Below are 14,646 nucleotides of genomic sequence, written 5' to 3' on the forward strand. Positions count from 1 at the left end.
CCCGAGCGTAGAATGGACCTGTTGACTACCCGCCGCACGAGTATGATGTTATTGTAAAAACATCATACTTATTCATCACAGGGTGCTCCATGCGTCGTTCGATACTACTGACCATTGCCAGCACATGTCTGGCGCTCGGCGCTCCCGCGCTGGCCAAAGAGCAGTTGGTGCTTGCCATCGGCGGCGAGCCAGACCAGGGCTTCGACCCGCTGCTGGGCTGGGGGCAATACGGTAGCCCGCTGTTTCAGTCCACGCTGCTCACCCGTGGCCAGGATTTTACCCCTCAAGCGGGGTTGGCCACCGAATGGTCCCTGTCGGACGACCAGTTGACCTGGACACTGCATCTGCGCGAGGACGTTCGGTTTGCCGATGACACGCCGCTCACCGCTCGGGATGTGGCATATACCTTCAATGCCGCCGCCACGGCGGGAGGCCGAGCCGACCTCAGCGCGCTGGCACATGCCGACGCCGTGAATGACCACACCGTCACGCTTACCCTGAAATCCCCTCGCATCACCTTCATCGACCAGCTGATGACCCTGGGCATTGTACCTGATGCCGAGCGGGAAAATGGCCATCATGCGGGTTACGGCCGCCAGCCGCTGGGCTCTGGCCCCTACCGCATGGTGGAGTGGCAGGAAGGTGAGCAGCTGATCGTCGAGCGTAACCCCTATTTTTACGGCCCTGCTCCGGCCTTCGAGCGCCTGGTATTTCTGTTTACCGATGAGGCAGGCACGCTAAGCGCTGCTCAGGCAGGTCAGCTCGACCTGGCCGTCATTCCCCAGGCGCTGGCCAGCACCATGCCGGGCCAGATGCAGCGGGTCCTGATGGAGAGCGTCGATAATCGCGGGATTCTGTTTCCCATGCAGCCCGACAGCGGGGAGCGCGCGGCCAACGGTGCCCCGATTGGCAACGATGTCACGTCCGATCCGGCCATTCGCCAGGCCATCAACCTGGCGCTATCCCGCGACACGCTGGTGGACGTGGCCCTGAACGGGTTTGGCCGCCCGGCGTATGGCCCTGCCGATGGCCTGCCCTGGGGGCACCCCGATGAAACCATCGATTTCGACCTGGAGCAGGCCAATGCGCTGCTGGAGGAAGCAGGCTGGCTGCGCGCAGACGATGGCCTGCGCTACAAGGAAGGGCAGCCTGCTCGCTTCCGGCTCACCTACCCGGCCAGTGATACGACTCGCCAGCAGCTCGCGCAAATCAGCGCGGAGATGGTACGCCCGCTGGGCATCGAGATGCAGCCCACCGGCCGCCATTGGGATGAAATTCAGCGGGAAGCCCTGCACCAGGATGCCATCGTATTTGGCTTTGGCAGCCATAGCCCGCAAGAGATCTACTATCTCTTCCACAGCGAACACGCCGGGTTTGGCTTCTACAACAGCGGCTTTTACACCAATGAGCGCGTCGACCAGCACTTGGAGGCCGCCCAGGCCGCCGCCAGCGCCGAAGAAGCCAACCCACACTGGCAAGCAGCCCAATGGGATGGCAGCACCGGCTATGGCCTGCAGGGCGACGCCAGCTGGGCCTGGATGGTCAACCTGACCCATGTCTATGCCACTGACCCGTGTCTGGACGTTGGCGAGCTGGGCGTGGCCCCCCATGGACACGGCTGGCCGATTACCGCCAACCTGCTCGAGTGGCGCTGGACGTGCCACTAGCCCGCTGGCTGCTATTGAGAAGCCTGCGGCTGGGGCTGGTCATGCTGTGCGTGGCCGGTCTCGCCTTCGGCCTGATGATGCTCTCGCCCATCGACCCCATCGACGCCTACCTGGGCCCGCAGATGGCCCAGGTAAGCCCCGAGCAGCGCGCCCTGATCGCCGCACAATGGGGCTTCGATGAACCGGCAGCCGTGCAGTTCGGCCAGTGGCTGCGTCAACTGGCCAGCGGCGAGCTGGGCTGGAGCCATGTGTACCAACAGCCGGTAGGTGACGTCATCAGCCTGCGCTTTCAGCGCTCGTTCTGGCTGCTGTTCAGTGCCTGGCTGCTGTCACTGGTGCTGGGCGTGGCATTGGGTATCGTGGCAGGCAGCCGGGAAGGCTCGCTGCTCGACCGCTTGATCAGCGGTTACGCCTTCGTGACCGCCTCGACGCCCACTTTCTGGCTGGCCATTCTGGCACTGCTGCTGTTTTCGGTGACCCTGGGCTGGACCCCCACCTGCTGCGCAGGCCCCACGGGGGTGGTCAGCCGCGACGTCACGTTCGCCACTCGTCTGCACCATCTGGTGCTGCCGGTGACGACCCTGGCGCTATTGAGCATGGCCACCATCACCCTGCACACCCGCGCCAGAATGGTGGCCTTCATGCGCTCGGACACGGCGCTACACGCCTTTGCCCAGGGCGCTAGCCGCACCGATATCGCCTGGCGGCACGGGCTGCGCCACGCCAGCCTCCCGGCCATCACCCTGGCCTTTGCCTCGCTGGGCGAGCTGTTTGGCGGCTCCATTCTCGTGGAGCAGGTCTTCGCCTACCCGGGGCTGGGCCAGGCCACCGTGGCGGCGGGGCTGCGCAGCGATGTTCCCCTGCTGCTGGCCATTGCCCTGTTCACCGCGCTGTTCGTGAGTATCGGCAACCTGACCGCCGATGCCCTGGCACGGGTGACCGACCCGCGCATCCGTCTGGCACACAGCCCATGAACACACAGCCACGCCTGGCCGCCGCCGTTTACCTGGTGCTCTTCAGTGCCCTGCTGATGCTGCTGTTGAGCAGCCGTTTGTGGCTGGGTGACAGCCCCCAGCAGATGCAGTTCGAGGCACGTTTACAGTCACCCAGCCTGCTCCACTGGTTCGGTACCGATGCCTTGGGCCGGGAGCTATGGGCGCGTACCCTGGCGGGGCTGGCGCTGAGTTTTTGGGTCGGTTTGAGCGCGGCCCTGCTGGGCACGGCCATCGCCCTGCTGCTGGCCAGCCTGGCCGCGCTATCGAACACCCTGGATGCACTGGTGTCGCTGCTGATCGATACGCTGCTCAGCGTGCCCCACCTCATTTTACTGCTGCTCATCGCCTTTGCGCTGGGCGGGGGCACCCAGGCCGTGATCATCGCCGTGGCCATTACCCACTGGCCTGGCCTGGCGCGGGTGTTTCGCGCCGAGCTGTTCAGCCTGCGCGAGGCCGAGTACGTGGCGCTCTCGAAAGGCTTTGGCAAAGGGCCGGGGTACATCGTCGCCCAGCACTTCGTGCCCCACCTTTGGCCCCACTGCGTAGTGGGTGCGTTACTGCTGTTTCCCCACGCCATTCTGCACGAAGCGGCTCTGACCTTTCTCGGCGTCGGCCTGGACCCCAACCAGCCCGCCATCGGCGTGCTGCTGGCCGACGCCATGCGCTATCTCAGCGGCGGCTATTGGTGGCTGGGCGTGTTTCCGGGGCTAGGACTGCTGCTGATGGTGCTGGCCATTCAACGGCTGGCCACACAGCTGCGCCAGGCCCTGTAAGGCCAGCGTTTTCAACCATCAAGGGAGCCAAACATGCTGGAGATCACCGACTGGAGCCTGAGCCTGCCCCACTACCCCCGCTGGTGGAAGCGCGAGTGGTCACCCGTGATCGAATCGCTTTCGCTGGACATTCAGGCGGGGGAAGTACACGCCCTGGTCGGCGCGTCCGGATCCGGCAAAAGCCTGCTGGCCCACGCCCTGCTGGGCCTGCTGCCGCCCGCAGCACGGCAGCACGGCACTCTGACCTTCCAGGGCGACCTCTTGACGCCCGAGCGCCAGCGCCAGCTGCGTGGCCGTGAACTGACGCTGATTCCACAGACCCTGAACGCCCTGGACCCATTGGCCCGCAGCCAGCACCAGATACGCTGGGCTGCTCGCCGCGCAGGCCTTTCCCGCGTCAGCGCTCAAGCACGCAGCCACGACCTGCTGCAGCACTACCAGCTTGCCCATGCGGCGCGGCGCTACCCCCATGAGCTTTCCGGCGGCATGGCCAGGCGGGTGCTGGTGGCCATGGCCCAGGCCGGCCATGCCCGCGTGGTGATTGCCGACGAACCCAGCGTCGGGCTGGACCCGGCCCAGCGAGACCGCGTGCTGGCTACCCTGCAGGCACTGGCCAAAGAGGGCAAAGCTGTCCTGCTGATCACCCATGACCTGCGCCATGCCTTGCCCATTGCCCACCGGGTGACCATCATGCGCCAGGGACGCGCCGTGGAAACGACCTCGGCCCGGGCCTTTCATGGCCAAGGGGAGCAGCTGCACAGCGCCTATGCCAAAGCACTTTGGCAAGCGCTGCCCGACAACGCCTTCGGCACCTTACCCATCCAGCCTCATGTTCAGGAGCCCAGCCTTGCTTGAAGCCCACCAGCTCACCTTCGGGTTTGGCCGCGAGCCACCGCTGTTCCAGGCGCTGTCGATGGCGCTGGCACGGGGCGAGTGGGTCGGTTTGAGCGGTGCTTCCGGGGCAGGCAAGTCGACGCTGGGCAGAGTACTGGCGGGCCACTGGGCACCACGTCACGGCTTTTTGCACATCGATGGAAAGCCCTTGCCCTCACGAGGCCTGCGCCCCGTGCAGTGGCTGCCTCAATCGCCGGAACGGGCGGTCAATCCGCGCTGGCGGGTGGCACGATTATTGGAAGAGGCCTGGACACCGCCACAGACGCTGAGGGAAGCGTTCGGTATTCGGCCCGCGTGGCTGAAGCGTTTTCCGGGGGAGCTGTCCGGGGGCGAGCTGCAGCGGGTGTGTGTGCTACGCGCCCTGGCCCCGGGTGTGCGCTATCTGATCGCCGATGAGATTTCGACGATGCTGGATCCACTGACCCAACTCAGCCTGTGGCAAGCCGTGAAGGCCCACGCCGAACGCCAGGGGCTGGGCGTGCTGGTCATCAGCCACGACACGGCGCTATTGAACCGGCTTTGTACCCGGCACCTGCACCTGGCCGACGGACAGCTAAGGAGCGACTAAGCGCTGGCCAGACGACGCTCGACGCGCCGCATCCCCAGCGCAATCATCAGGGTCACGGCCAGCAGTAGCCAGGACCCTACGGCCACCCCCTGCCACTGCGCCCAACGCCAGAACGGCTCCAGCCAGAAGCCCCCGATACTCGCCCCAAGGTAGTAAAACACCAGATACAGCGCCGATGCACTGCCCCTGGCGCCCTGGGCGTAGCGCCCCACCCAGCTGGAAGCCAGCGAGTGGGCCAGAAAGAAGCCAAACGCATTGATGGTCAATCCCACCAGAATCCCCACCAGCGACTCCGCCAGAGTAATGGCCGTCCCCAGCATCAGGATGACGATGCCCATGCCAATACAGCTGGCGGGAGAGAAACGCCCGGCCAGTTTACCGGAGACCGTCGAGCCTAGAGTACCGCCCAGGTAAGTGAGGAAGATCAGCCCCAACCCGCTGGCCGCCAAATGATAAGGCGCCTCTGCCAAGCGAAAAGTGATGTAGCTGTACTGATTGATGAAAATGAGAAAATTGATGCCGCCCAGACAGTAAGCTGCCAGCAATACGGGCGTACGCAGGTGGCCTGCCAGATCACTCAGCGCCTGGCGTAGTTCGAACCGCTTGGGCTGGAAGGCCCGGCTGTTGGGCAGCAGCCGCCAGAACAGCACGCAGCCGATGATCGTCATGGCGCCCACGGCCAGAAACGCAGCGCCTGGGCCACCCACTGCCGACGCTCCCCCGCCAACGATGCGGCCGCTGATGCCCCCCAGCGAATTGGCCCCGATATAGAGCCCCACGGCGCTCAGCAGGGCGGGCTTGTCGAACTCATCGCCCATCCAAGCAATGGCCACGGCGGGCAGTCCACCCAGCACGAAGCCCTGCAGCAAGCGCAGCAGCAGCAGACTTTCAAAGGTGGGCGCGAAAGCCAGCGCCAGGGACAGGCCACCCGCCAACAGCAGCGTGAAACGCATGATCGCTTCACGGCCAATGGCATCGGAAAGCGGCCCAAAGACCAGCAGGGCCAGTGCCAACGACAAGGTGGAAGCCGACATCAGCAGGCTGATGCCCAGGGTAGAAACGCCGTATGCCTCTTTCAACTCGGGCAGCAAGGGCTGCGGGGCATACAGGTTGATGAATACCAGAAAAGAGCCGAGGCAGAGTGCTGCCGTCGCGCGCCACCAGGCGCGCGTTTTCGCTTCAATCATGCCATGTCCATGGTCAATTGGCGCGATGGCCCCCGATACACAAGGGGCCCAAGGCTACGGAAGATAGGATTGTTCGAACCGACCATTCAGCTGAGCAAGATTGGTCGGTTCCAGCGTTCGGCGTGACTGCCAGTAGTAGCGCTGCCAATAGCTGTTATCCAGGCTCGAGATGATCACCCCTTGCGAGGTGGAAGCATGCAGGAAGTGGCCGTCACCGACGTAGATCCCGACATGATTGTAGCGTCCTGGGGGGCGGAAGAAGACCAGATCGCCCGCCTGCAGCTCTTGGCGGTCGATCGAGCGTCCCTCATGCACCTGATCCTGGGTGGAGCGCGGAAGCTCCATATTGAACGTATCGCGGAAAACATGTCTGACCAGTGCAGAGCAGTCGATACCCCTTTCGGTGGTTCCCCCGACTCGGTAGGGAGTGCCTGCCCAACGCTGGTGCTGTTCGAGGAGGGCTTGGCGAATCACCGTAGGTGGTGGGGTCTGCATGCTGCGCAATTGCGCCATGATCGGATCGGCTGGCGACATCTGCGGCGTGGCGCCACCCATGCCTGGCAGCACCATCGAGAAGTAATCCTCGGGGGGCTCCATGTTCTGGCGTGTGCCGGAGCCTGCACAACCAGCCAACAACGCTACGAAAACACAAACACTTACAACACGGACAGCGGTCACAGCGGGGTGTGGCAACGCAACCATGCGATTAACCTCTTGACAAATGTATAAGAAAAAGTGGGCAGAGCATGAGAAAACTCATTTACACAAAGCCTGGACTATAAGCCAGTTCTCCTATGCTTGGCGAGTCTCAATGCAAAATACGTTGATCTCCCGGCAACGTATCGATATGCAGCGGCGCAAAATGGCGCGGTTTATTGCCCGGAAAATCCAGGCTGGCCCAGGGCCCCGCCAGAATGGGGGCGCCGCATAGCCAGGCCACCAGCGCTTGCCGAAAGCCCGCCAGAAAGCTCTCACGCTCGGGAGTTTCCCCCATGAAGAACGAGAACCCGGCGTACATCCCCGCCGCATACTCTTGCCAACCGGCATAATGGTCTGCGGCCAGCTGATAGGCGCGATCCAGCACGTCGGCAAAGGCCTGCTTGTCCAGCCAGCCCAACTGCCGGGCAGCGATGGCCAGATCCACGAGCTGAGCAATATCCCACGCGGCCATGTCGACGTCGTTACAGCCGTCCTCGTTGGCGCTCACTCGGCGCAACCGTAGCAGATGGTGGCGCTCCTCTTCGCCGCAGTCGCCCGATTCGAGAATGGCGATTTCTGCCGCCAGCCGCTCAGGGTTCAACGTGTAGGGCGCGTAATTGATCTGGTACTCCTGACGGTCCCCGGCCTCCAGCATGAAGCTGAGGAACTCTTGCATGTCGTCGGCGCTGGTCAGGTGGTAGTGGCTTTCGACCCACTCGCGAATATCTGCACATTCGCGCGGGCTCTCCAGCTGTGGCTCGCTCCATACGGCGCTATTCAATGGCCCCACCAGAGACATCGCCGTAAAGTGGCTCAGCGTAGGCCGCTCACCCGGCTCGCACCAGGCGTCTGGCTGCCAGTTCAGCCAGTGAAACAGGCTGCCGGGATCCTCGAGGTGCCAGGCAATTTCACTGATCAAGGAGTCGTGCTCGGGCTCCGGCAGGCAGCTTTCCCAGGCAAACCATGCTTCCAGCAAGCGTTTGGGCGAGGCATAGAAACGGCACAGGCAGCTGCGCAACGCGCTGGCATGCTCCATGAGCGGTTCGCGCTCGAACAGCCCACTGTCCAGCGCCATGTGGAGATAGAACGCGAACTTCTCGGCCATGTGAATGGTGGCGGCGTGTCGGCTGACGCCTTTCACCGCATTGCGCTGCTTCAGCTCGTCGGGGGTAGGCTGGCCGAAATGGGTCTGCGAAGGCGGCATCACCCCATGGACGGCATCTGCCGCCAGCTGATTCAGGTGGTGTGCCTGAGCTGGCAACCAGTAGCGCGCCAGCACTTGATGCCCTTCGTCGGCATGCAGCCCCAACGACTCTTGCAGATACACCGCTGCATCGGTGCGGCGCTGCTCGCTGATCGGTGCCGCAGGGTTCAGTTGGCGCAGCATTACATCGGGTTCACGCACCCCTGCCAGCGCCAGCAGCCAATGATGAGGGGTATTGCGCCAGCTGCGGATGCGCTGACGTGAAGCGTCGCGGGTGGCATCGTCCAGCAGGGCGCTGGGCGCCTGTTTCCATGGGCTGAACGGGGCGTGCATCAACAGCTTGTGGCGTGGCGAAGGCGTCATGCCCCGGCGATCGACACCCTCGAACAGGCTCTGACCACGCAGGTAAGCCTTCAGCATGGCATGCCAGTCATGGTAACGACGGCCAACCAGGTCAGCCGCGTGGGCCGCCAGATCGTCTGCTTCGGCTTGGCTCAGCCAGCCGCTGCAAACGCCCGCCCAGGCCAGTTCGACCAGCCGCAGCCAGTCCCAGGCCGCCCACTCCAGGGGCTCCCCCTGATGTACGAAGGTGGTCAATACGGGCGCATGGGCAGACTCCTGCTCGACACCGCGCTGCCACTCCTGACGCTGGGCATGATCCATGCTCAACAGCTCTCGGGCCTCGATGTCCCAGCGCTGACGCTCGCCCTGAGCGCTCAGCCATAGCATCACTTCGAGCAGTTGCTCGCGGTCGTAGACCTGCCAGACACGCTCCATCCAGGCGCGGGCCTCGGGCCAGTCGGCGGCGCTGGCGGGATAGCACATCACCGGCCGGAACAGGGCGCCCAGCCGCCAGGGCCGCGCCTCAGGCGCATCGGGCCACAGCGAGGCGGGCGGCGGCAACTTAGCCAAAGCCGCCTCCAGCGCAGGCCAGGTGATGCCCTCACCGTCGCTTTCAAGGTCGGCCAGCGCCTGGCAGGCGTCGATGAATCGGTCATCGGCGCCGGTTTCCCAGCCCTTGGCACCCATGGCCCGGCGCAGGTCGGCCAGCCAGCCGCGCAGGTCGCTGTAATCCGTGGTGATACGCCGCGCCACGTGATGCGCCCAGCGCTGAGCCTGATCCGGTGCCAGCCAGCCAGCGGCGCCACCCAATGCGGCCCACTCGAGGGCGCTCAGCAGTCGGTCTGCGTGACCGGCAGGCGCGCCCAGTGCAAAAAACAGCTGATCCGCCAACGTCCCGCGGTCCGTGATGCCCAGCTGCAGCAGGCGCTGTTCGGCCGCCACTGCATCTACCGCCAAGGGGTGCGGTGTGAAAGCCCAATCACACAGCACCAGCTGTTGAGCCCACCAGGCATTTAGTGCATCGGCCAAAAGACACCTCGAAGAAACAGAAAGCGATCCATGAAAGCAATACCGCGCGGAGGCAGGGCTGCCAAAAGCGCCATAGTGTAACGGAAACTAACGCCAAGACCGATAGCCCGCGCACAAAACAACGCTGCCCAGCACAAGGGCCGGGCAGCGTAGGGAACAACCGAGAGAAGCGCTAAGCGCTTTTGACTTTACTGATGACCCACAACAACACCACGGCCCCCACGGTCGCCGTCACCAGCGAACCAATGAAACCGCCCGCCTGAAGGCCCAGAAGACTGAACAAGAAGCCCCCGACCAAGGCGCCAATGATACCTACCCCGATATTGCCCAGCACGCCAAAACCGCCGCCGCGCATGATGTTGCCAGCAATCCAGCCAGCCAAACCACCAATGATCAACCACGCAATAAAGCCCATACATCCTCCTTGGTTTTACCTAGCCTGGGGTTTTAACTTTCGCCTATGGTTGTTCTACCATAGCACACAGCGCCAGGGTGCTGCCCATTTGTTGCCTTTACTCACAAGGCCTTCTTACAAGGACTTCCCATGATTCCCGACTCCCTCACACAGCTGCTTGCCGATGTCGATGGCCACCAACCGGCTACCTGGCAAGGGCGCGACGTCGCGCTGTTCAACATGGACTGGGGCAGCATGGTGATCAGCCTGCAGGGTGCCCAGGTGCTGCACTTTCAACCGCGCAACGAGCAGGCTTGGCTATGGGTGACGCCCACGCCCCAGGCGATGCCGGGAGCGATTCGTGGCGGCATCCCACTGTGCTGGCCCTGGTTTGCCGACGAGCGTTATGCCGACGAGAGCCCCGAGCGCAACGGCCCCTTCCACGGCCTGGCTCGCCACGCCCCGTGGCGCCTGGACGCCGTGGACGATCATGCGGAAGGCATCGAGGTGCACCTGTCACCCACCCAGCCCCTGCACAGCCAACTGACCGCTCGGCTGGTGGTTCAAGCCAACGCCCAGCGCCTCAATGTCGAGCTGATTACCGAAAACATCGGCGAGGCACCGGTCAAGACCAGCGGCGCACTGCATACCTACCTGGCTGTCGATGACGTGCATCAGTGCCGCCTGGAAGGGCTTTCCGGCGCCCGCTATCTGGACAAGCTGCGCGACTTCAGCGAAGCACAGCAGCAAGGCACGCTGGCCATCCGGGGCGCCGTCGACCGCATCTACCATACCAACGAAGCCGTCCTGCTCAACGACGGTGTACGCGCTCTGCGCATCGCCAAGCAGTCCAGCGACTCGACGGTGGTATGGCATCCCGACAGCGACCTGCCCAGCGACACCCCCGCCGAGGCGGGCCGCCATTTCGTCTGCGTAGAGGCGGCCAATACGCGCCTGGACCCCGTATGGCTGGTGCCCGGCGCCCAGCACCTGCTGGGTACGACATTAAGTCGCGGTTAATGCTGGATTCATCCAGCCCTTGGTAAGGTAGGCCTGTCTGCCATCGAGTAAGGAGCTACTATGAACCCTCAAGATATGCTTGAGGCCGCGACCATCGCGTTCAATCTTGTGGGTATGGTGGTGTGTATCGTGGGGCTGACGCTGGCACAAAAAATGTCGCGCAAGTGGCCAGGCTATGTGATTGCCGTCATCGGCTTTCAGATTGCCACGATGCCGATGTTCTATCAGCTGACGCTGATGCTACGCTACTGATGCCGCCCTGCCCTGCTTCCCATGCCCTGCCTGCGAGAGAGTCGTTATGCGCCAGCCGTTGAGTCGTGAACTAGGCAACCTGTTGGAACGCAGCCGGGATCGCCAGCTGCGTCTGGCCGTCACCGGCCTTTCCCAGGCGGGCAAGACGGCCTTTCTGACCTCGCTGGTCAATCAGCTACGCCACGCCGGCGTGGAAGCACAGCTTGACTTGCTGCCCGTGGCCCGGGAAGGCAGGCTGCTGGGCGCCCAGCGGCTGAGCCAGCCTGACATGGGCGTGCCGCGCTTCCCCTACGACCCGGGCATGAGCGCGCTGAACGACACCCCGCCGCGCTGGCCGGAGCCGACCCGAGGCATCAGCGAGCTGCGCCTGCAGCTGCGTTATCGCCCAGCAAGGCCGGGCTGGCTCACCCCCGAGATCGCCCACCTGACCCTGGACCTGTTCGATTATCCCGGCGAGTGGCTGCTCGATCTTCCCCTGCTGCAGCATGACTTTTACAGCTGGAGCCAGCAGCAGACCCAGCATCTGGGGCCGCACCGCCGGGCGCTGTTCAGTGAGTGGCTGGCCGAGACCGCGCAGTTGGACCCCAGCGCCGAGGCGGATGAAGCGCACCTGGCACGCCTGGCGGAGGCCTATGCGCTGGGGCTGCGTCGCGCGAAGCAGGCGGGCTTTTCCGACCTGCAGCCGGGCCGCTTCCTGCTGCCGGGCGAGCTGGACGGCGCGCCGGTGCTGCAGTTCTTTCCCTTGCCTGGACTGGAGACTCCCCAGGAGCGTCTCGACGCGCTTCCGGCCACGAGCCTCTACGCCACGCTGGCATCGCGCTTTCGTTACTATCAGCAGCAAGTGGTACGGCCCTTCTATCGCGACCACTTCCGGCGCTTTGACCGACAGATCGTGCTGGTGGATGTGCTCGGCGCGCTCAACGCGGGGCCGGAGCGTTTCGAGGACCTTTCCAAAGCGCTGCATCAGCTGATGCAGAGCTTCGATTACGGCAAGCGCAGCCTGTTGACCCGGCTGTTCGCGCCCAAAATCGACCGGCTGGCGATTGCCGCCACCAAAGCCGACCATGTCACCCCCGACCAGCACCCCCATGTGGTGACCCTGCTGGAAGCGCTGCTGGCGGAGCCGCTCAAGGACCTGCGCTACGCGGACATTCCCGTCAAAGCGCTGTCGCTGGCCGCCATCCGCGCCACCGAGGCCCGGGAAGTGCTCCACGACGGTCAGCGCAGCCCGGCCCTCAAAGGCACCACCCTGGAAGACGAAGAGGTGCTGGTCTACCCAGGCGACGTGCCCAGCCGCTTGCCCAGGGCCGATTTCTGGCAGCAGCAGGGGTTCGATTTCCCGAGTTTCCGCCCGATGCCCGCCAACGGCGAGGCGCTGCCCCACATCCGTATGGACGCCGCGATCGACTGGCTGATTGGAGATAAACTGTCATGAGCAACCCTCAGCCCCGCCGCGACTTTCATAGCGAAGCGCCCCCCGAGCCCGCCGCAGAGACCCTGCGTCAGCACGAGCGCTTTGCCGCCACGGACACCCACCAGCCGCTGGCCACCCAGGCCGAGCTGAAAGCCCTGCCGGAAGAAACCCTGGGCGCTCCCCGCAAGCGCCGCTGGGGGCTGATGTTTGCGCTGGCAGGCGGTGCCACGCTGGGCACCGTGGAACTGGTCACCGGTATCCCCGATGCGCTCGCCCAGTCCCAGTGGCTGACCATGGCCTGGCAGCTCTTCGGTATCAGCCTGATTGGCCTGGGCGGTGTCTCGCTGTTGAAGGAAATTGGCCGTCTGGGGCGGCTCAAGCGCCATGACCGGCTGCGGGCCAATCTGGCCGAACTGCCCCAGCGCTCCGGCAAGCAGGCGCTGGCCATGGCCGAACAGCTCCGCCAGCAGTTGAAGCTCGGCAACGACGACCCTCACTGGCTAGCCTTTCAGCGCGCCTGCCAGCCCCACCATAGCGGGGAAGAGATCCATACGCTGCTGCGCTACCACCTGTTGGCCCCTCGAGACCGGGAAGCCCAGCGTTTGATTACCCGCATGTCGGGTGAAACCGCCATCATGGTGGCGGTCAGCCCGCTGACGCTGGTGGATATGGCCCTAGTGGCCTGGCGCAGCCTGGCCATGGTAGACAGGCTCAGCCGCCTGTACGGGCTGGAGCTCGGCTACGCCAGCCGCTTACGGCTGTTTCGCCATGTGTTGCACAACATGGCCTTTGCCGGAGCCAGCGAACTGGCCACCGATGCCAGCGTCAACATGCTCTCGCTGGATTTGGCAGGGCGCTTGTCGGCACGCGCAGGCCAGGGGCTGGCCACGGGGCTGCTGAGCGCCCGCCTGGGGCTGCGCGCCCAGCGCCTGTGTCGGCCGGTGGCTTTCAGCCCGGAAGAGCAGCCGCGGCTGGCCGACCTGCGCCAGGATCTCTGGCGACAGCTCAAACGGCTGGACAAAGAGCCCGCCCCTGCCGCCACGCGGCACAAGGAGTAAGCCTGTCACAGCGCGTCAGGCAGCGATTCAGGCCAGCCGCTGCTCGGTGTCGGCATCGAACAGTACCGCCCGGGACATATCCACCCGCAGTGCCAAACGCTCGCCGGGTGCGACCGGGCACTTGGGGCCGACCCGCACGGTGATCTCCTGCTCGCCCAACGGCAGACGCAGCAGAATGTCTGCCCCGGTAGGTTCTACCACGCTCACCGTGGCCTCCAGCAGGGTGCCTTCCGCCTGCTCGGCGAGCCGCAGGTCCTCTTCGCTGAAATGCTCCGGGCGCAGGCCCAGAATGACCGATTTCTCCAGCCGCTCAACCAGCCCTGGCGAATGGCGAGAGGCAGGCCACGGCAGCAGCAGATCAGCCTCCCCTGGCGTGGCAATGCGCAGGGCGTAACCCTCCCCGGCCGCCACCAGCGTGGCACGGATGAAGTTCATCGACGGCGAGCCCATGAAGCCCGCCACGAACATGTCCACGGGGTTGTTATAGACCTCGTCGGGGCTACCCAACTGCAAGATATGCCCATCGCGCATCACCGCGATGCAGTCGGCCAGGGTCATGGCCTCTACCTGGTCGTGGGTGACGTACACGATGGTGGTGCCCAAGCGCTGGTGCAGCTTCTTGATCTCGGTCCGCATGTCTACCCGCAGCTTGGCGTCCAGGTTCGAGAGCGGCTCGTCGAACAGATAGACCTTGGGCTCCCGCGCCAGCGCGCGCCCCATGGCCACCCGCTGGCGTTGGCCACCGGACAGCTGGGCGGGCTTGCGATCCAGCAGGTGGGAAATCTGCAGCAGGTCGGCCACCCGCTCCACGGCCGCTTCCCGTTCGGCCCTGGGCACCTTGCGCATCTCCAGGCCAAAGCTGATGTTCTGGCGCACGGTCATGCTGGGGTAGAGGGCGTAGGATTGAAACACCATGGCAATATCGCGCTCGGCGGGGGTCCGCCAGGTGACATCCTCGCCGTCGATATAGATATTGCCGCTGGTGACGGGTTCGAGCCCGGCAATGGCGTTCATCAGGGTGGATTTACCACACCCGGACGGCCCCACCAGAATCAAAAACTCGCCGGAGTCGATGGAGATGCTGACATCCTTCAGCACCCGTTCGCTGCCAAACTCTTTGCGTACGTTGTGAATTTCTAACGCTGCCATG

14 protein-coding genes are annotated in these 14,646 nt (G+C 64.4%); 9 read left to right on the top strand and 5 right to left on the bottom strand.

Going from position 1 to position 14,646, the window contains the following annotated elements; all coding sequences use genetic code 11:
• Nucleotides 1-89 precede the first annotated feature (89 nt).
• The 5 genes from LG409_RS12750 to LG409_RS12770 are packed head-to-tail and all read left to right on the top strand — an operon-like array spanning nucleotide 90 to nucleotide 4,897.
• Nucleotides 90-1,667: an ABC transporter substrate-binding protein gene (locus LG409_RS12750; protein ID WP_227406825.1), complete on the top strand. Its 1,578-nt coding sequence runs from the start codon at nucleotides 90-92 to the stop codon at nucleotides 1,665-1,667.
• A complete protein-coding gene (locus LG409_RS12755; RefSeq protein ID WP_096922587.1) occupies nucleotides 1,646-2,641 on the top strand; it encodes an ABC transporter permease in 996 nt (331 codons plus the stop codon). The genes LG409_RS12750 and LG409_RS12755 overlap by 22 nt, the downstream gene beginning before the upstream one ends.
• Complete coding sequence (locus LG409_RS12760) at nucleotides 2,638-3,435, top strand: ABC transporter permease (RefSeq protein WP_144981630.1); 798 nt, start codon at nucleotides 2,638-2,640, stop codon at nucleotides 3,433-3,435. The genes LG409_RS12755 and LG409_RS12760 overlap by 4 nt, the downstream gene beginning before the upstream one ends.
• 33 nt (nucleotides 3,436-3,468) lie before the next feature.
• A complete protein-coding gene (locus LG409_RS12765) occupies nucleotides 3,469-4,290 on the top strand; it encodes an ATP-binding cassette domain-containing protein (RefSeq protein ID WP_144981633.1) in 822 nt (273 codons plus the stop codon).
• On the top strand, nucleotides 4,283-4,897 hold the full coding sequence (locus LG409_RS12770) for an ABC transporter ATP-binding protein (protein WP_144981636.1): 615 nt from the start codon (nucleotides 4,283-4,285) through the stop codon (nucleotides 4,895-4,897). Before LG409_RS12765 ends, LG409_RS12770 begins: the two co-directional genes overlap by 8 nt.
• Here the strand turns inward: LG409_RS12770 and LG409_RS12775 are convergent.
• From LG409_RS12775 to LG409_RS12790, 4 genes are all read right to left on the bottom strand, one after another.
• The gene (locus tag LG409_RS12775) at nucleotides 4,894-6,084 is read right to left on the bottom strand and encodes an MFS transporter (protein WP_039176294.1); all 1,191 of its coding nucleotides are present in this window, start codon (nucleotides 6,082-6,084) and stop codon (nucleotides 4,894-4,896) included. The two genes, LG409_RS12770 and LG409_RS12775, sit on opposite strands and share 4 nt — an antisense overlap.
• 54 nt (nucleotides 6,085-6,138) lie before the next feature.
• A complete protein-coding gene (locus LG409_RS12780) occupies nucleotides 6,139-6,681 on the bottom strand; it encodes a C40 family peptidase (RefSeq protein WP_144981639.1) in 543 nt (180 codons plus the stop codon).
• 211 nt (nucleotides 6,682-6,892) lie between these two features.
• A complete protein-coding gene (locus tag LG409_RS12785; RefSeq protein WP_227406826.1) occupies nucleotides 6,893-9,358 on the bottom strand; it encodes a DUF1266 domain-containing protein in 2,466 nt (821 codons plus the stop codon).
• A gap of 172 nt (nucleotides 9,359-9,530) precedes the next feature.
• Nucleotides 9,531-9,773 carry a GlsB/YeaQ/YmgE family stress response membrane protein gene (locus tag LG409_RS12790; RefSeq protein ID WP_009098790.1) on the bottom strand — a complete coding sequence of 81 codons (243 nt, stop codon included), beginning with the start codon at nucleotides 9,771-9,773 and terminating at the stop codon, nucleotides 9,531-9,533.
• Between the two features lie 129 nt (nucleotides 9,774-9,902).
• On the opposite strand from LG409_RS12790, the gene LG409_RS12795 reads away from it, so the two are divergent.
• From LG409_RS12795 to LG409_RS12810, 4 genes are read left to right on the top strand one after another with little or no spacing between them, the layout of a single operon-like run.
• Nucleotides 9,903-10,772 (top strand): D-hexose-6-phosphate mutarotase, encoded by an 870-nt coding sequence (locus LG409_RS12795; RefSeq protein WP_227406827.1) that lies wholly within the window; start codon nucleotides 9,903-9,905, stop codon nucleotides 10,770-10,772.
• A gap of 60 nt (nucleotides 10,773-10,832) precedes the next feature.
• Nucleotides 10,833-11,024 carry a hypothetical protein gene (locus LG409_RS12800; protein ID WP_016914514.1) on the top strand — a complete coding sequence of 64 codons (192 nt, stop codon included), beginning with the start codon at nucleotides 10,833-10,835 and terminating at the stop codon, nucleotides 11,022-11,024.
• Between the two features lie 46 nt (nucleotides 11,025-11,070).
• On the top strand, nucleotides 11,071-12,459 hold the full coding sequence (locus LG409_RS12805; protein ID WP_227406828.1) for a YcjX family protein: 1,389 nt from the start codon (nucleotides 11,071-11,073) through the stop codon (nucleotides 12,457-12,459).
• Nucleotides 12,456-13,496 (top strand): YcjF family protein, encoded by a 1,041-nt coding sequence (locus LG409_RS12810; RefSeq protein WP_193460706.1) that lies wholly within the window; start codon nucleotides 12,456-12,458, stop codon nucleotides 13,494-13,496. Before LG409_RS12805 ends, LG409_RS12810 begins: the two co-directional genes overlap by 4 nt.
• Before the next feature lie 27 nt (nucleotides 13,497-13,523).
• Here the strand turns inward: LG409_RS12810 and LG409_RS12815 are convergent, their stop codons facing one another.
• A complete protein-coding gene (locus LG409_RS12815; RefSeq protein WP_227406829.1) occupies nucleotides 13,524-14,645 on the bottom strand; it encodes an ABC transporter ATP-binding protein in 1,122 nt (373 codons plus the stop codon).
• Nucleotide 14,646 lies beyond the last annotated feature (1 nt).

The sequence above is a fragment of the Halomonas sp. NyZ770 genome (assembly GCF_020616575.1).
Lineage (GTDB): Bacteria > Pseudomonadota > Gammaproteobacteria > Pseudomonadales > Halomonadaceae > Vreelandella > Vreelandella hamiltonii.